This is a genomic window from Anoxybacillus mongoliensis (assembly GCF_014201515.1).
In the GTDB taxonomy this organism is placed as follows: Bacteria; Bacillota; Bacilli; order Bacillales; family Anoxybacillaceae; genus Anoxybacillus; species Anoxybacillus mongoliensis.
The window spans coordinates 50,454-67,388 of sequence record NZ_JACHEQ010000002.1 but is presented as its reverse complement, the minus strand read 5'-3'; the positions used below and the strand labels follow the sequence as shown (position 1 = coordinate 67,388).

The following is a 16,935-nucleotide window of genomic DNA, read 5'->3' as shown; positions in this document are numbered from 1 at the left end:
TGCTCAATCACCGTCAACTAACAAGAGAAAGGTGTGGTTCGATGCTCGATTTTACCTGGGAACTATTTAGTCGAACAGGGAATATTGACACGTATTTGTTATTTAAGGAGCTAGAACGCGAAATGCAAGAGCAAGCGAGCGATGCAACGTATCGTTTAACTGAACGAGATTATCACGTCCTGTAACTTCGGAAGGTTATGTTATATGTTTGAAAAATGTGAAGGAATTGTTATTCGGACGATTGACTATGGAGAGACGAATAAAATCGTTACAATATTTACACGCGAATGGGGAAAGGTCGCTGCGATGGCACGAGGTGCGAAAAAGCCGAGCAGCCGCCTTTCTTCTGTTACGCAAATGTTTACATACGGCATTTATTTGATTCAAAAAAGTCGCGGTGTTGGAAGTTTACAACAAGGAGAATTGCTTTCAACGATGCGCCATATACGTGAAGACATTTTTTTAACAGCATACGCCTCGTATGTTGTTGAATTGACAGATAAAGCAACGGAAGATAGACGTCCGAATCCATATTTATTTGAGCTTCTTTTACAAACGCTCACGTATATGAATGAAGGACTTGATGCAGAAGTGTTGACGTACATATATGAAATGAAGCTACTTCCAGCATTCGGATTATATCCGAAGTTAGACGGCTGTGCAGTTTGTGGAGAGAAAGAAGGAACGTTTGCTTTTTCGATTGCACAAGGAGGTTTTTTGTGTCACCGTTGTTTTGAGCATGATCCACATCGCATTCCGATGACCCCATCGGTTTTAAAATTACTTCGTCTTTTTTACTACGTAGATTTGTCCCGCATCGGTCAAATCGCTGTCAAGCAGGAAACGAAACAACAACTACAAACGATTATTTCAGCTTATTACGATGAATATTCGGGTCTTTCGCTGAGAACGAAACGTTTTTTACAGCAGTTGCATACGTTAAAAGGTGAAGGCGGACAAATATAATGTTGTCCGCTTCCCACTTTTGTTTGCAAAATGCGAAGATGAATTATAATATGGTCTTATAGTGTAGCCTATTGTAAGGTGGTGAGCGACAATCGAACTTAATAAACGTCAAGAACAAATTTTGCAAATCGTCAAAGATCACGGACCGATTACAGGGGAACATATCGCTGAAAAGCTCAACTTAACACGTGCGACGTTACGACCGGATTTAGCGATTTTGACGATGGCAGGGTATTTAGAAGCGAGACCTCGTGTTGGTTATTTTTATACAGGAAAAACAGGAACGCAACTGCTTGCTGATAAAATTAGAAAAATTAAAGTGAGCGATTATCAGTCCATTCCGGTTGTCATTCATGAAAACATGAGCGTCTATGATGCGATTGTTACGATGTTTTTAGAAGATGTCGGCACGTTGTTTGTTGTGGATGAGGAGTCGCTGCTTGTCGGTGTGCTATCCCGAAAAGATTTGCTGCGCGCCAGCATCGGAAAACAAGAATTAACATCCATTCCTGTCAATATCATTATGACGCGAATGCCAAATATTACGTTCTGTGAAAAAGATGATTTACTTATTGACGTCGCCCAAAAGCTAATTGAAAAGCAAATCGATGCGATGCCAGTCGTCAAAAAAGTGGACAAAGGTTATGAAGTCATCGGGCGTATTACAAAAACGAATATGACAAAGGTGCTTGTCGCGTTAGCAAAAGAAGACGTGCTTTAAAGGGGGAAAAATATGAGTCAAATCGTATACGTCGTATCCGATTCAGCAGGAGAGACGGCCGAACTCGTTGTTAAAGCGGCGGCGAGTCAGTTCCAAGGGGCGCTCGTTCAATTTCGTCGTGTTCCGTATGTAGAAGATGTTGAAACGCTATCGGAAGTTGTCGCGTTAGCAAAAATGAACCGAGGTATTATCGTTTTTACATTAGTTATACCGGAAATGCGGCGATTTTTATTAGCTGAGGCAGCACGTGAAGGAGTTCCTGTGTACGATATTATTGGACCGCTCATTGAACAAATGGAGCAACTATTTCAAATGGCACCACGTTGCGAACCGGGCCCCATTCGCGTGTTAGATGAAGACTATTTCCGAAAAATTGAAGCGATCGAATTTGCAGTAAAGTACGATGATGGACGTGACCCTCGTGGCATTTTACGAGCCGATATCGTTTTAATCGGGGTATCGCGCACGTCGAAAACACCGCTATCGCAATACTTAGCTCATAAACGTTTTAAAGTCGCTAACGTGCCGATCGTTCCGGAAGTCGATCCGCCAGAAGAATTGTTTCAAGTGCCGCCTGAAAAATGTTTCGGTCTAAAAATTAGTCCAGAGAAGTTAAATGAGATTCGTCGGGAGCGGTTGAAATCGCTCGGTTTAGATGACCGCGCCATTTACGCAAACATTGACCGAATTAAAGAAGAATTGCAATATTTTGATGGGGTTGTAAAAAAAATTGGTTGTGAAGTCATTGATGTGACAAATAAAGCGGTCGAAGAAACAGCGAATGTCATTATGAATATTATGCGCAAAAGAGAGAAATAACCAAACGAAGCACAATCACAACAAGTGATATGTGCTTTTCCTTTTCCATAAAAACGTTTGTGCATTTGTATAGCCAACTAACGTTTTTTATATTATAATAAAAAATTGTGATAAAACAGGTTTAGACTGAACATAGGACGAATAAACTATTTATAGCTAATTGTCAAGTGACAATGCATCGGGATTTTCGACAATATTTTTTTCTCAAAAAGAAGGATTGTTTCGCGCAATGGAGAATAAAAACATACAAAGTAATTGGATCAAAGCCACACGTTTTGTCGAAATATGTTTGGAGCTGTTGAAATATGGGACAACGCATTCCTGAAGAAACGGTTGAGCACATTCGTCGCTCAGTCGATATTGTGGACATCATCCAACAATATGTCTCGCTAAAAAAACGAGGACGCAACTATTTTGGCTTATGTCCTTTCCACGGAGAGAAAACACCTTCTTTTTCTGTTTCACCAGAAAAGCAAATTTACCACTGTTTCGGTTGTGGAGCAGGCGGAAATGTGTTTTCGTTTTTGATGGACATCGAAGGAATTACATTCATAGATGCAGTAAAACGACTGGCACCGCGGGCAAATGTGGATTTGTCGCACATTGCTGATCATTCGACCGCCGAGCAGACAGAAACATCAGTAATGATTGCTGCGCATGAGTTGCTAAAAAAGTTTTATCATCATTTGCTTATGCATACAAATGAGGGAGAGGAAGCATTAAGCTACTTACTTCATCGAGGATTTACGCGAGAAATCATCGAACAGTTTGAAATTGGCTACGCTTTGCCATCTTGGAATGCGGCTGTTACATTTTTAACAAACAAAGGTTTTTCGCTTCCTCTGATGGAACGAGCGGGATTAATCGTAAGAAAATCAGGAGAGGACTCATATTTTGATCGTTTTCGTCATCGCATTATGTTCCCGATCCATAATCATCATGGGGAAACGGTCGCGTTTTCGGGGAGAGCGCTCGGGAACGAAGATCCCAAGTACTTGAATAGTCCTGAAACACCTATTTTCAACAAACGGAATATTTTATATCACTTTCATGAGGCGCGCGTGCCGATGCGCCAAAAACAGCAAGTGGTGTTGTTTGAAGGTTTTGCGGATGTCATTGCTGCTGTGCAAGCTGGCATTTCCCACGCGGTAGCAACGATGGGAACAGCTTTATCAGAAGAACAGGCGCGCATGTTACGGCGAAACGCTTCATCTGTCATCGTTTGTTACGATGGCGATCGAGCCGGAATCGATGCCGCGCTCAGAGCTTCGGAGACGCTTACGGAGGCTGGCTGTTATGTCAAAGTGGCGATGATACCAGATGGGCTCGATCCTGATGAATATGTGCGAAAATATGGTGCCGACCGCTTTCGCCATCATGTGCTTGATGCAAGCTTGTCGCTTACTGCATTTAAGCTAGAATATTTGAAGCGTGGGCGTCATTTACAAAATGAAAGCGAGCGACTTCGTTACATTGAAGACGCAGTCAAAGAAATTAGTCGCTTATCGAATGCTATTGAAGCTGACTATTATTTGCGACAACTAGCGGATGAGTTTTCGATCTCTATGGATGCGTTACGTGAACAAATGACGCTCCATGGGAAAAAGCAACAAACGGAACGGAAACATGAGCGCCGCGAGACAGTCATTCTACCTGCAAAGGCGAAATTGTTACCTGCTTTTCAAAAAGCAGAGCGGATGTTAATTGCTCATATGTTACGTGATAAAGCGATCGCATTAACTGTGCAAGAGACGATCGAAGGCGCATTTAACATCGAGGAACATCGCGCTATTGTCGCTTATTTATATGCATTTTACGAAGAAGGACACGAACCCGATGTAAGCTCGTTGCTTGAGCGCATTCATGACCCACAATTAAAACGCATTGTGACCGAATTGTCGATGATGCCGATGAATGAAGATATTTCATCAGCGGAGTTACAAGATTATATTCAATGCGTGCTCAATTATCCGAAAGAACAGTTGCTTAAGCAAAAAGAAGCACAGTTGCGCGAAGCTGAACGCCAAAAAGACTATGAACGCGCCAAACGCATTGCTAGCGAAATTATCGCGATGCGAAAGTCTTTGCATTTTGGAAGGAGGGGAATAAATGGCTGAAAAGTCAACACATTCCGATTTAACGTTAGAACAAGTGAAAGAGCAATTAGTTGAACTAGGTAAAAAACGTGGTGTTCTTACCTATGAAGAAATCGCTGAACGATTATCTCCGTTTGACCTTGATTCTGATCAAATGGACGAATATTATGAATATTTAAATGAGCAAGGCATCGAAGTCGTTGCAGAATCCGACTTAGATGATGCGGATTTAGATGATCCGGACTTCGATGATTTAAAAGACGAAGAGTTCGACTTAAACGATTTAAGTGTTCCACCAGGTGTAAAAATTAACGACCCTGTTCGTATGTATTTAAAAGAAATTGGTCGCGTTCCATTATTGTCAGCAGAAGAAGAAATTGAGTTAGCGAAACGGATCGAACAAGGTGACGAAGAAGCGAAGCGGCGACTTGCTGAAGCGAACCTTCGCCTTGTTGTTAGCATTGCAAAGCGTTACGTTGGTCGTGGCATGCTTTTTCTTGACTTGATTCAAGAAGGCAATATGGGCTTAATTAAAGCAGTCGAAAAGTTCGATTACCGCAAAGGATATAAATTTAGCACATATGCAACATGGTGGATTCGCCAAGCGATTACGCGTGCGATTGCTGACCAGGCACGTACGATTCGCATTCCTGTTCACATGGTTGAAACGATTAACAAACTTATTCGCGTTCAGCGTCAGCTTTTACAAGATCTCGGTCGCGAGCCATCTCCGGAAGAAATTGCAGAAGAGATGGATTTGACGCCGGAAAAGGTGCGTGAAATTTTAAAAATTGCCCAAGAGCCTGTGTCACTTGAAACACCGATCGGTGAAGAAGATGATTCGCATTTAGGTGATTTTATTGAAGACCAAGATGCGACATCTCCAGCCGAACATGCGGCGTATGAACTGTTGAAAGAACAGCTTGAAGACGTGTTAGATACGCTAACAGATCGAGAAGAAAATGTCCTTCGTCTTCGCTTCGGTCTTGACGACGGCCGTACACGAACGCTTGAAGAAGTCGGAAAAGTGTTCGGTGTGACGCGTGAACGCATTCGTCAAATTGAAGCAAAAGCGTTGCGGAAACTTCGTCACCCAAGCCGAAGTAAACGTTTAAAAGACTTTTTAGAATAACCGTTTACAAGAAATAGTTTACTTCTTACAATGGAAGTAAGCTATTTCTTTATTTAGGAAGGAATGCGTATTCAATGGAACAAAAACGAAAAGAAATTATTATTAACGAAATTAAATATTGGAAACAAACGCGATTGTTGCCGGAACAATATTGTGACTTTTTGCTTGCGTTGTATACCGAAGGGAATCATAACGACGATGTTGATCAACCAACGAAGCAAGTTCCGACATGGGCCGTTCGTTTTACGATGATTTTGATCGGCATCTTTTTACCTTGTGCTCTTCTTGTCATTTATTTTACTGAATTGTCGTTCGTTTTGCAAACGCTCATTTTGTCACTTTTTGTCATAATTTGTTTAATGACCGTGCGTTTTTTTGCACAACATAGAATGCTTACCCATATCGCCCTAATTGTAGGCGCTTTGTCGCTTCTTCTTCTTTCCATTCGTGCATGCGATGTGTACTTTTCAGGAAATATGAGCGCATTGGCGATAACAGTTATGTGTAATTGTTTTGTTTGGCTATTGATTGGTTGGCGTTTTTCGCTTATGTATTTCATCATTTCTGGCGTTGTCGGCATCATTCTTCTTTTTTCTTCATTTTTCATTTAAAAAATTTACATACAGGGCTTTTCCTTTATGGGAATTTAAAGTACAATAAAATTGTTTGTAACGTTTTCATTTTGAAAAACATGCTTTATTACATAAGGGAGGGTAAAGTATGAATCGCAATCCGTTAATCCCATTTGCACTCATTATGGTGATGGGAATTGGTCTCATTTTCTTTCTGTCTGTGAAAGGCCTCGGAGATATGAAAGAAGTTGCTAAAGAGAAAGAAGGCGGCGCGAAGACAGAAGAAACAGCTGCTGCGGGTCCAGAAGACATTTACAAAAAAAGCTGTGTAGCATGTCACGGCGCGAACTATGAAGGTGGCGTTGGTCCGTCATTAAAAGGTGTCGGTGATCGTCTATCTGTTGACCAAATTAAAGAAGTAATAACAAACGGTCGTGGAAGCATGCCGGCTGGATTAGTTCCTGCGGATCAAGCAGAAGAAATGGCAAAATGGCTTTCTGAATTAAAATAAACGGAGAAGAAAGATCCCTTTACTTCGGTGAAGGGATTTTTCGTTTCTTATAAAACATGATAAACTGAAGAAAAAAGTGTGGTGATGATTGTGAACGAATTACAACTATCTAAACGGTTACAAACAGTTGCCTCATTCATTCCAAAAGGAAGCGTACTAGCAGATATCGGCTCAGACCATGCTTATTTACCATGCTATGCGTATTTGCACGGATACATAACAAAAGCGATTGCCGGAGAAGTGGCAGATGGACCGTTTCGCTCAGCAAAGCAACAAGTCGAAAAGAGCGGGCTTTCTCATGTCATTTCCGTTCGAAAAGGGGATGGACTACAAGTTGTAATGCCCAATGAAGTAGATTGTATAACAATAGCTGGAATGGGAGGAACGCTTATTTCGAATATTTTGGAAAATGGAAAAGAAAAATTGGAAAACGTGAAACGTCTTATTTTACAGCCTAATGTCGGCGCACATATCGTACGACAATGGCTATTAAATAACGAGTGGGAACTTATTGACGAACGCATTTTAGAAGAAGATGGACAAATATATGAGGTACTTGTTGCAGAACGTGGTGATCCTTATCGTCCGTACACGCAACTTCAGGTGGAATTGCTGCTCGGTCCATTTTTATTGAAAGAAAGAAATGAAGCATTTGAAAAAAAATGGACGTTGGAAATGAAACATTTGAGCGATGTGATTGAACAATTGGAACATGCGAAAACGGAAGAGGCAATGAAAAAGAAACAACAATTTGTTGATACGTTGCAGATGGTAGAGGAGGCTTTGAAACGATGAAAACGCCAAACGGATATGAAATCATCCAACTGTTTGAACAGTTTGCTCCCAAACATTTAGCGATGGAAGGGGATAAAATCGGTTTACAAATCGGTACGTTAAACAAGCCGATTCGCCGCGTCATGATTACGTTAGACGTATTAGAACATGTTGTCGATGAAGCAATTGCGCATGAAATTGATTTAATTGTTGCGCATCATCCACCGATCTTTCGTCCGCTCAAACATATTGTTACCGATCAGCCGTATGGACGCATGATCGAGAAATGTATTAAACATAATATAGCCATTTATGCTGCTCATACGAATTTAGATATAGCTAAGGGCGGGGTAAACGATTGGCTCGCTGAAGCGTTGCAATTGCAAAACGTTGACGTTCTTGTACCGACGTATGAAGAATCGATGAAGAAGCTTGTTGTATATGTGCCGCTCACACATGCCGATGCGGTGAGAAAAGCCATTGGCGATGCCGGTGCAGGACATATCGGAAACTATAGCCATTGTACATTCAATAGCGAAGGAATCGGTACATTTTTACCAGAAGAAGGAGCAAATCCGTTTATTGGTCAACAAGGGAAGTTAGAAACAGTAGAAGAAGTACGCATCGAAACGATCGTCCCCGCACGTTTGCAACGAAAAGTCATTCAAGCGATGTTACAAGCACATCCGTATGAAGAAGTGGCGTATGATATATATCCACTTGAAAATAAAGGAGAAACATATGGGCTTGGACGAATTGGGGCGTTAAGCGAAGAAATGACGTTACAACAATTTGCAGAACATGTCAAACAGGCATTGCGTGTACCGGCTGTTCGAGTCGTTGGGGAATTAACAAGTCGTGTTCGTAAAGTTGCAGTCATTGGCGGTGACGGAAATAAATATATTCACGAAGTAAAAATGAGTGGTGCGGATGTGTACGTAACGGGTGACTTATATTATCATGTCGCGCATGATGCGTTGATGCTCGGTTTAAATGTCGTTGACCCGGGGCATCATGTCGAAAAGGTGATGAAAGAAGGGGTTGCGCACGTGTTAAAAACGATGTGTGCACAACAAAAATTCGATGTCGATATATACGTGTCACAAACGAACACAGAGCCGTTTACGTTCATATAAAAAAGAGGCTTATTCGCCTCTTTTTTTTACTTTTGGTAAAATTTTTTTAAGTGGTACTTTTCGTTCACGCTTCCATGTTTCAGGATTGTTCGGATCAAACTGCTCTAAAAAGTCGATGACTTCTTTTGTAATGGGTGTTGGTGTGGATGCGCCGGCAGTCACTGCGACTTTTTTGGCGTCTTTAATCCATTCGATGTCGATTTCAGTCACGTCTGCAACACGATATGCTTTCGTTCCGGCAATTTCTTCAGATACTTGTGCGAGTCGATTGGAATTATTACTTCTTGGATCACCGACAACGATCGTTACATCTGCTTCTTTTGCTTGTTCAGCAACGGCTTCTTGCCTTACTTGTGTCGCTAAGCAAATTTCACGGTGCATTTCGACGTGCGGATATTTTTCTTTTACTTTTTCCATAATATGTGCCACGTCCCATTGGCTCATTGTCGTCTGGTTTGTCACAATAATATGTTTCGCTTGAATATTCAGTTGTTCTACATCTTCAGGTTTTTCAATTAAATGAACAGCGTGTGGTGCAACGCCAACTGCCCCTTCAGGCTCAGGATGTCCTTTTTTTCCGATGTAAATGACTTCATAGCCGTTCGCTACCTTTTCGCGAATTAAATCGTGTGTTTTAGTGACATCAGGGCATGTGGCATCAATTGTAACAAGTCCTTTTTCTCTTGCGCGCTGTTTCACCTCAGGTGAAACACCATGGGCAGTAAAAATGACTGTACCATGATCGATACTTTCTAAAATTTCAAGTCGATTCGGGCCGTCGAGGGTAATAATTCCTTCTTCAGCGAATGCATCGGTTACATGTTTATTATGAACGATCATGCCTAAAATGTAGATCGGTCTTGGTAACGTTGGATCGAGCGCGGCGTTGCGGGCGATAACCATCGCATCAACGACTCCGTAACAATATCCGCGCGGCGTAATTTTAATGACTTCCATCATGGATCGCTCCTTCTTAGCGTGTTTGTCGTATTCATTATATAAAAGAAGGAGCGAACATACAAAAGTTAAATATATAGTTTTGGAATAGATTTTCCTTTACCATGCGTTTTCTCTTGTTTTCGTTCTCTTGTTATTGGAACGGGACGTTGTTTTTTCGATGGTTGCTGTTCAATTTGTTTTTCGGTTGTTGCTGCACTTGTTGCATTTGCGGTTTCAGTTGTTTCGTTTGTGTTGTCAGTTTGTTTTAATTCACGAAAAATCCGCATCATCGAGGGCACGCTTTTAATGAGTGGGCCGTATTGTTGTACCATCGGTGTAATCGTTTGGACCATGTTTAACATTTTTTGTACATTTGTTAACATCGAATCAATGCTCGGCAATGCCCCACCAGCACCAAATGCTTGTGTAGGAAGATGGCTCCCGAACAATCGTGAAAACATGCCCCCTTGTGCTTGTCGCATCATTGGTTGTTGCCACATAGGTGGCATCGGTGGACGGGAAGATGGAAACATAAATGGACGTCGCAATGAAGTTCCTCCTTTCCTAACATGGTAAAGCTTTTTGCTGATTTTATCTATATTACGATATGCAAGAAAGCTCATATAGTTGAATGAACGGTCTATGTTCGTATATAATATGTAATTGGTCTATTTTTTTATTGAATGAGAAAGGGGATGAGAAACGATGTTTGAACGTTTTCCGTTTCATCCGTTTATCATAGAGGCGATTCAACATTTAAAGTTTCATAAGCCGACACCTATTCAAGAGCGTGTCATTCCTGCTGTGTTGCGTGGCGAAAGCGTTATCGGCCAGTCGCAAACAGGAACAGGGAAGACACATGCTTATTTATTGCCAATTATTCAGCGTATTGATCCACGTGTAGACGAAGTACAAGCGGTAATTACTGCACCGACGCGTGAATTGGCAACACAAATTTATCATGAGGTATTAAAAATCACAAAATTTTGTCCGAATGATCATCGCATTACAGCCCGATGTTTTGTTGGCGGAACGGATAAGTTACGATCGATTGAAAAACTAAAAACACAGCCTCATCTTGTCATTGGTACACCGGGGCGCATTGATGATCTCGTTCGCGAACAGGCATTATTTGTCCATACAGCCCGAATGCTCGTCGTTGACGAAGCGGATGTCATGCTTGATATGGGGTTTATTGCGGATGTTGATCGCGTCGCAGGTCGTATGCCTGAAGATTTACAAATGCTTGTTTTTTCTGCAACGATCCCAGAGAAGTTAAAGCCGTTTTTGAAAAAGTATATGGAACATCCGACTCATATTCATATCGCACCAAAACAAGTCGTAGCGTCAACGATTGAACACATTTTAATCCCGCTTCGTCATCGCGACCGTTTACAGCTTTTACATGACATATTAGTTAGCTACAATCCATATTTAGCGCTTGTGTTTGTCAATACAAGAAAAACGGCTGACGAAGTAGCGAACGGCTTAATTGACAAAGGATTAAAAGTAGGCGTGTTACACGGAGATTTATCACCACGTGAACGAAAAAAAATGATGAAAGCGATTCGTGATTTGCAATTTCAATATATTGTTGCAACAGATTTAGCGGCGCGTGGAATTGATATCGAAGGAGTTAGTCACGTCATCAACTATGAATTGCCATCAGACCTCGATTTTTATGTTCATCGCACTGGTCGAACAGGACGTGCAGGTTATGCCGGCATTGCTACAACGATTTATGAGTTATCAGATCAGCATGCGTTGGTTAAGTTAGAAAAGAAAGGAATTCATTTTTCTCATCGTGATTTGCGCGACGGTGAATGGATTGAGCTTGATGCATGGAATGGACGGAAGAAAGAGAAAAAAGTTGATGAAGTTGAGCAACTCGTTGAAAAAATAGCGAAAAAACAAAAGAAAGTGAAGCCAGGATATAAGAAAAAATTGCGAGAACAGCTACAAAAGCAAAGAGCGAAAAAGAAATAAGGGAGAGAAGAAAGTGTTAAAAATTGGTTCACACGTATCGATGAGCGGAAAAGAGATGCTGCTAGCTGCGAGTAAAGAAGCGGTATCGTATGGGGCAAATACGTTTATGATTTATACAGGAGCGCCACAAAATACGAGACGGAAACCAATCGAAGAACTAAACATTGATGAAGGGCTTGCCCATATGAAAAAACATGGGATTGATGAAATCATTGTACATGCTCCGTACATTATTAATATCGGCAATACAATGAACGCTGATACATTTTCTCTAGGTGTTTCTTTTTTACGTTCAGAAATTGAACGAACAGAAGCAATTGGTGCTAAGCAGCTTGTTCTTCATCCAGGGGCGCATGTTGGCGCAGGTATTGAAGCAGGGATTGAAAAAATTATTGAAGGATTAAATGAAGTGATTACAGCTGACCAACAAGTACAAGTTGCGTTAGAAACGATGGCAGGAAAAGGATCGGAATGTGGAAGTCGTTTTGAGGAGTTAGCGAAAATCATTGACGGTGTGACACATAACGATAAGTTGTCTGTCTGCTTTGATACGTGTCATACGCACGATGCAGGGTACGATATTGTTCATGATTTCGATGGAGTATTAGATGAATTCGATCGTGTCATTGGGCTTGACCGTCTTAAAGTATTGCATATTAATGATAGTAAAAATCCGTGTGGTAGCCGTAAAGACCGTCATGAAAATATCGGTTTCGGTCATATCGGTTTTGATGCGCTAAATTATATTGTGCATCATCCGCAGCTTATGCATGTGCCGAAGATTTTAGAAACGCCATATGTCGGTGAGAAAGCATCTGCGAAGCCACCATATAAATTTGAAATTGCCATGTTGCGTGCACAACAGTTTGATCCGGACGTTCGCGAAAAAATGGTTAAGTAGAAGGCTGTCTGTAGGCAGCCTTCTTACTGTATAAATTGGCGAATGAAATCGTTGGCTTGTTTAGCGAGTTGTGGTGATGTGCGATGGGCGAGTTCGCGAATCCAGTTTTTTCTTGCTTGTTCATTAAACACATCAATCGTCTTTTCGCGCATCATTTGAATAATCGTTTCCGCATCTTTTGGAGAAAGCGAAACGTTATATTCTTTTGCATACGTCATTAACTCGTTTGCGGTGATGGATTTCATTTTATGTTGAACGATTTTATGATATACGTTCACGTCACATCCCTCCTTGTTTACGATATGAACAACAAAAGGAAGATGTGCAATGATATAATGAAATAGATGAAAGGGGAGATTGGAGTGAAAAGACAACATAAAAAAGAGACGATCAGCCATCTGCTGTATCGTCTTGTCATGATGACAATTGGTGCAACGCTCGCAGCGTTATCCATCGAGTTGTTCTTAGTGCCAAATGAAATTATCGATGGTGGGGTAATTGGTATTTCCCTTATTCTTGATCGCATTCTTCCAAATTATGTATGGTTGAACTTTGCGACACTTGTCATTTTGTTGAATACACCATTTATGTATTTTGGTTATAAACAAATCGGGAAAACGTTTATGCTTTCCTCACTTTATTCCATCGTTGTGTTAGCTGTAATGGAGCGACTGTTTCATCATGTATCTCCATTTACAACAGATTCCATTTTAGCGACAGTGTTTGGTGGAGCCATTCTTGGTACAGGTGTGGGACTTGTGATTCGTCATGGGGGTTCATTAGACGGCACAGAAATTTTAGGTATTTTAATGACGAAAAAATTGCCGTTTTCCGTTGGTGAATTTGTTATGTTTACAAACGTTTTTATTTTTACTTGGGCGGCTTTTGTATTCGGACCAAAGCAAGCGATGTATTCTGTTTTAACTTATTATATCGCTTTTAAAACGATTGATACCGTCATTCAAGGATTAGATGAAACAAAAGCGGTTTTGATCGTGTCAGACCATTACGAAGAAGTATCAGATGCGATTTTAAATCGACTCGGACGCGGGACGACGAAGCTGATGGGGAAAGGCGGATATACGGACGAGCAAAAAGAAGTCATTTATGCCGTTGTTACTCGCTTGGAAGTGACGAAGTTGAAGTCGATTGTATATGAAATTGACCAAAACGCCTTTATTACCATTATGAACACACAAGAAGTACGTGGAGCGAAATTTAAGTCCGCTATTCATTAATAAAAACAAATGCGCTATACTATGAATCGGAATCATTTTGAATTAAGGTGGTCAAACGATGGACGATATTTTACGTGTTGAGAATGTATCGTTTCGATATGATGATGAAGATGTATTGCAACATATCAATTTTCACATTCCAAAAGGTGCGTTCGTCGGTTTAGTTGGGCCAAATGGCTCAGGAAAATCGACATTGTTAAAATGTATTTTACGGTTGCTAAAACCACAAACAGGACAAATTTTTTTATTTGGCACACCAATTGAGCAGTTTAAAGATTGGCATAAAATCGGTTTTGTATCTCAAAAAGCAAACAGTTTTAATACTGGATTCCCTGCGACCGTGTATGAAGTTGTTGCAAGCGGTTTGACAGGAAAGTTAGGTTTGTTTCGACGATTAAACAAAAGCGCTGAGAACGCTATATATGAAGCAATTGATGCGGTTGGCATGAGTCCGTTCATCCGTCGGAATATCGGTGAACTTTCGGGCGGTCAACAACAACGTGTATTTATTGCTCGTGCCATCGTGTCACAACCAGAATTTTTAATTTTAGATGAACCAACTGTCGGGGTCGATGCGCATCATGTGCAAAGTTTTTACGACATGCTTGAACGGTTAAATAAACAACATCATATGACGTTACTCCTTGTGACACACGATATCGGAACGATTACAGAAAAAGTGACCCATGTGGCATGTTTAAACAAACATTTACATTTCCATGGGAGTGTGCAACAGTTCGCGCAACTGAAAACAGAAGATGTCGCATCATTTTATGGGCATCATCTTCACTTACTTGCTCACGATCATGCATAGAAAGGGGGGTGTATATGTTAGAAGCTTTATTTCAATATGAGTTTTTACAAAACGCGTTTATTGTCGGTGTATTGATCGGATTTATCGCCCCTCTTTTAGGCGTGTTCATTGTCGTCAGAAGGTTATCGCTTATTGCTGATGCATTGAGCCACGTAACACTTGCGGGAATTGCGGCCAGCTTACTCGTACAAAAAAAATTTTTACTGTTTGCGACATTAAACCCCATTTATATTGGGATGGCATTTTCCGTTGTTGGTTCGTTATTTATTGAAAAGTTGCGTACAGTATATAAGCATTATCAAGAATTAGCGATTCCGATCATTTTGTCAGGAGGCATCGGTTTAAGTGTTATTTTTATTTCACTTGCGGATGGCTTTAATACCGATTTGTTTTCATATTTGTTTGGAAGTGTAAGTGCAGTAAGCCGAACGGACGTATGGACGATTAGCACCATTTTTTTTATTGTGCTTGCTGTCATTTTTCTGTTTTATAAAGAATGGTTCCTCTTATCATTCGACGAAGAATATGCACAAGCATCGGGAGTGAAAGTAAAGTCGCTTCATTTTGTTTTCATTGTGTTAGTTGCTCTCGTCATTGCTGCATCGATGCGAATTGTCGGTATTTTGCTTGTTTCGTCACTCATGACGCTTCCTGTTGCCGCAAGTATTCGAATAGCGAAAGGATTTAAACAAGCGCTATGGTTGTCTGTTATATTTGGGGAGCTTGCGGTCGTTGTCGGGTTGTTTCTTTCTTATTATTTGAATTTAGCTCCTGGTGGAACGATCGTTTTATTAGCTGTTTGTATATTAATTGGGGCGATTTTGTGGAAAAAATGGAAGAGAGGATGACGAAGCGTGAACGTTTCTGAAGCGCTACGGTTAATGAAAGAAAAGGGGTTTAAATATACAGGAAAGCGCGAAGAAATGCTTGAGCTGTTTGCAAAAACAGATAAATATTTAACAGCCAAAGATGTGCTTGATGTGATGAAAGAACGGTATCCTGGACTTAGTTTTGATACCGTTTATCGCAACTTGGCACTATTTGTTGAGCTTGGTATTTTAGAAACGACTGAGCTATCCGGAGAAAAGCACTTTCGGTTTACATGTAATATGCACCATCATCATCACCATTTTATTTGTATGTCGTGCGGTAAGACGAAAGAGCTTGTGACTTGTCCGATGAACGAATTGATAGAAGATTTGCAAGGATATACTATTTCAGGGCATAAATTCGAAGTGTACGGAACGTGCCCAATGTGCCAACAACAAGCTGACGTGTAATGTCAGCTTGTTGTTGTAAGTAATTTTTCTACTTGTTGTTTCGCCTCATGCCAGTTGTACACACGAATGACCCCTTTTGGTAGTGGACCACGATTGTACGGAGTATCAAATAAAATGACAGGGATAAGGCATTGTTCCGCAATGTCGCATGCGTTATCGTATTTATCTTCAAAAAAAATGTCGATTCCATATTTTTTTACGGCTTCAATTTTATTGTGCGAACCGATAAGCTCAATATGATGATAATGAACACCGTGTTGTTGAAACCATTTTTCTGTAATTTCATATAAGTGGCGACCTCGCGCACTAATGTAATATAGCTCATACTTATCTTTCCAGCTATTAATGACCTCTAACGCTCCGTTCGCCAGAGGGGCTTCACTGTAAATGATCGGCTCATATCGTTCCATCCATTCATTCAATTTTTCTTCTGTCGTATCTAAAAAAGGAACTAAATCGTAATCCGTAATATCATCGAGCGTTAAATTTTTTTGGAACGATTTGTTTAAGTATGGGATAAATGTGCTTGGACATGTAACGGTTCCGTCAATATCGATGCCGAATCGTTGCTTGCTCATGTTTGTTCATCCTTTCTATGATGGGTGTTTCTTGCCCATTATAACATTGACATAAAGTAACATCTATAATGACGTATCGCTTATTGCATAATAATAGTGCTCCTCATTTTACGAAAGCGAGGGAATTGTCATGGATCATGAACGTCAACGTCAAACGTATGACAATACACGAATAGATACAGTCCCAAATATTGAGCAAGATTTTATGGAAGAAACAGCAGGTGAAATTGCTGAGCCGATTCGATTTTCTGATCGAGAGGTAAAGCACGAAGAAAACGGTCGTGGCGTAGGGTGGCTTGCGCTTGCTTTATCGGTTGTTTCCCTTTTTCTTATGCCAGTCATTATGGGGGCAGCTGGCATTATTTTCGGGTTTATCGCCCGCCGTCGAGGAGCAGAAACACTAGGTGCTTGGGCGATTGGAATTGGTGCTGTTTCCATTATTTTAAGCTTTTTTGTCCGATTTTGGTAAAAT

At 40.8% G+C, this 16,935-nt stretch carries 21 protein-coding genes; 17 read left to right on the top strand and 4 right to left on the bottom strand.

All coding sequences use genetic code 11. The features are described 5' to 3' along the window. Positions 1-41: 41 nt before the first annotated feature. The 10 genes from HNR43_RS02360 to HNR43_RS02315 all read left to right on the top strand — a co-directional run bounded on the left by HNR43_RS02360 (position 42) and on the right by HNR43_RS02315 (position 8,727). Positions 42-185, top strand: a complete 144-nt coding sequence (locus HNR43_RS02360) for a YqzL family protein (protein ID WP_183240925.1) — start codon at positions 42-44, stop codon at positions 183-185. Positions 186-204: 19 nt separating this feature from the next. Then, positions 205-966 carry a DNA repair protein RecO gene (gene recO / locus HNR43_RS02355; protein WP_183240923.1) on the top strand — a complete coding sequence of 254 codons (762 nt, stop codon included), beginning with the start codon at positions 205-207 and terminating at the stop codon, positions 964-966. A 91-nt stretch (positions 967-1,057) separates the two neighbouring features. Continuing rightward, the gene (gene ccpN / locus HNR43_RS02350) at positions 1,058-1,687 is read left to right on the top strand and encodes a transcriptional regulator CcpN (protein WP_082180317.1); all 630 of its coding nucleotides are present in this window, start codon (positions 1,058-1,060) and stop codon (positions 1,685-1,687) included. A 12-nt stretch (positions 1,688-1,699) separates the two neighbouring features. Further along, positions 1,700-2,506, top strand: a complete 807-nt coding sequence (locus HNR43_RS02345) for a pyruvate, water dikinase regulatory protein (RefSeq protein ID WP_183240921.1) — start codon at positions 1,700-1,702, stop codon at positions 2,504-2,506. 305 nt (positions 2,507-2,811) lie between these two features. Then, entirely contained in the window at positions 2,812-4,623 is a 1,812-nt protein-coding gene (dnaG, locus tag HNR43_RS02340) for a DNA primase (RefSeq protein ID WP_183240918.1), read from the top strand. After that, the gene (gene rpoD / locus HNR43_RS02335; protein ID WP_055441002.1) at positions 4,616-5,734 is read left to right on the top strand and encodes an RNA polymerase sigma factor RpoD; all 1,119 of its coding nucleotides are present in this window, start codon (positions 4,616-4,618) and stop codon (positions 5,732-5,734) included. Before dnaG ends, rpoD begins: the two co-directional genes overlap by 8 nt. 74 nt (positions 5,735-5,808) lie before the next feature. After that, positions 5,809-6,345 carry a hypothetical protein gene (locus HNR43_RS02330; RefSeq protein WP_183240916.1) on the top strand — a complete coding sequence of 179 codons (537 nt, stop codon included), beginning with the start codon at positions 5,809-5,811 and terminating at the stop codon, positions 6,343-6,345. 109 nt (positions 6,346-6,454) lie between these two features. Further along, the gene (gene cccA, locus HNR43_RS02325) at positions 6,455-6,817 is read left to right on the top strand and encodes a cytochrome c550 (RefSeq protein ID WP_183240913.1); all 363 of its coding nucleotides are present in this window, start codon (positions 6,455-6,457) and stop codon (positions 6,815-6,817) included. 84 nt (positions 6,818-6,901) lie between these two features. Then, the gene (locus HNR43_RS02320) at positions 6,902-7,612 is read left to right on the top strand and encodes a tRNA (adenine(22)-N(1))-methyltransferase (protein WP_221248142.1); all 711 of its coding nucleotides are present in this window, start codon (positions 6,902-6,904) and stop codon (positions 7,610-7,612) included. Next, entirely contained in the window at positions 7,609-8,727 is a 1,119-nt protein-coding gene (locus HNR43_RS02315) for a Nif3-like dinuclear metal center hexameric protein (protein WP_183240911.1), read from the top strand. Before HNR43_RS02320 ends, HNR43_RS02315 begins: the two co-directional genes overlap by 4 nt. A gap of 9 nt (positions 8,728-8,736) precedes the next feature. On the opposite strand, the gene HNR43_RS02310 is transcribed toward HNR43_RS02315, so the two are convergent. Together HNR43_RS02310 and vrrA are read right to left on the bottom strand one after the other, a co-directional pair. Then, the gene (locus HNR43_RS02310; protein ID WP_183240909.1) at positions 8,737-9,684 is read right to left on the bottom strand and encodes a 4-hydroxy-3-methylbut-2-enyl diphosphate reductase; all 948 of its coding nucleotides are present in this window, start codon (positions 9,682-9,684) and stop codon (positions 8,737-8,739) included. Between the two features lie 68 nt (positions 9,685-9,752). Continuing rightward, positions 9,753-10,214, bottom strand: a complete 462-nt coding sequence (gene vrrA / locus HNR43_RS02305) for a VrrA/YqfQ family protein (protein WP_183240907.1) — start codon at positions 10,212-10,214, stop codon at positions 9,753-9,755. A gap of 157 nt (positions 10,215-10,371) precedes the next feature. Here vrrA and HNR43_RS02300 point away from each other — a divergent pair, with 157 nt between their 5' ends. Together HNR43_RS02300 and HNR43_RS02295 are read left to right on the top strand one after the other, a co-directional pair. Beyond that, the gene (locus HNR43_RS02300; RefSeq protein WP_183240905.1) at positions 10,372-11,652 is read left to right on the top strand and encodes a DEAD/DEAH box helicase; all 1,281 of its coding nucleotides are present in this window, start codon (positions 10,372-10,374) and stop codon (positions 11,650-11,652) included. Between the two features lie 13 nt (positions 11,653-11,665). Next, positions 11,666-12,553 (top strand): deoxyribonuclease IV, encoded by an 888-nt coding sequence (locus HNR43_RS02295; RefSeq protein ID WP_183240902.1) that lies wholly within the window; start codon positions 11,666-11,668, stop codon positions 12,551-12,553. 23 nt (positions 12,554-12,576) lie between these two features. Here HNR43_RS02295 and HNR43_RS14250 read toward each other — a convergent pair whose 3' ends face one another. Then, a complete protein-coding gene (locus HNR43_RS14250) occupies positions 12,577-12,831 on the bottom strand; it encodes a DUF2624 domain-containing protein (protein ID WP_055440993.1) in 255 nt (84 codons plus the stop codon). A gap of 66 nt (positions 12,832-12,897) precedes the next feature. Between HNR43_RS14250 and HNR43_RS02285 the strand changes: the two genes are divergently transcribed. Genes HNR43_RS02285 through HNR43_RS02270 form a run of 4 tightly spaced genes read left to right on the top strand, consistent with a single transcriptional unit; the run spans position 12,898 to position 15,885 of the window. Beyond that, positions 12,898-13,791 carry a YitT family protein gene (locus HNR43_RS02285; protein ID WP_183240900.1) on the top strand — a complete coding sequence of 298 codons (894 nt, stop codon included), beginning with the start codon at positions 12,898-12,900 and terminating at the stop codon, positions 13,789-13,791. 58 nt (positions 13,792-13,849) lie between these two features. Then, positions 13,850-14,605, top strand: coding sequence for a metal ABC transporter ATP-binding protein (locus HNR43_RS02280; RefSeq protein ID WP_183240898.1), 756 nt, complete (start codon positions 13,850-13,852; stop codon positions 14,603-14,605). 14 nt (positions 14,606-14,619) lie between these two features. Further along, the gene (locus tag HNR43_RS02275; protein WP_183240895.1) at positions 14,620-15,453 is read left to right on the top strand and encodes a metal ABC transporter permease; all 834 of its coding nucleotides are present in this window, start codon (positions 14,620-14,622) and stop codon (positions 15,451-15,453) included. Between the two features lie 6 nt (positions 15,454-15,459). Further along, positions 15,460-15,885, top strand: coding sequence for a transcriptional repressor (locus HNR43_RS02270; RefSeq protein ID WP_183240893.1), 426 nt, complete (start codon positions 15,460-15,462; stop codon positions 15,883-15,885). Between the two features lie 2 nt (positions 15,886-15,887). On the opposite strand, the gene HNR43_RS02265 is transcribed toward HNR43_RS02270, so the two are convergent. Beyond that, on the bottom strand, positions 15,888-16,463 hold the full coding sequence (locus tag HNR43_RS02265) for a 5' nucleotidase, NT5C type (RefSeq protein WP_183240891.1): 576 nt from the start codon (positions 16,461-16,463) through the stop codon (positions 15,888-15,890). A 130-nt stretch (positions 16,464-16,593) separates the two neighbouring features. On the opposite strand from HNR43_RS02265, the gene HNR43_RS02260 reads away from it, so the two are divergent. Continuing rightward, positions 16,594-16,932 carry a DUF4190 domain-containing protein gene (locus HNR43_RS02260; protein ID WP_183240889.1) on the top strand — a complete coding sequence of 113 codons (339 nt, stop codon included), beginning with the start codon at positions 16,594-16,596 and terminating at the stop codon, positions 16,930-16,932. The last annotated feature ends 3 nt before the right edge of the window (positions 16,933-16,935 follow it).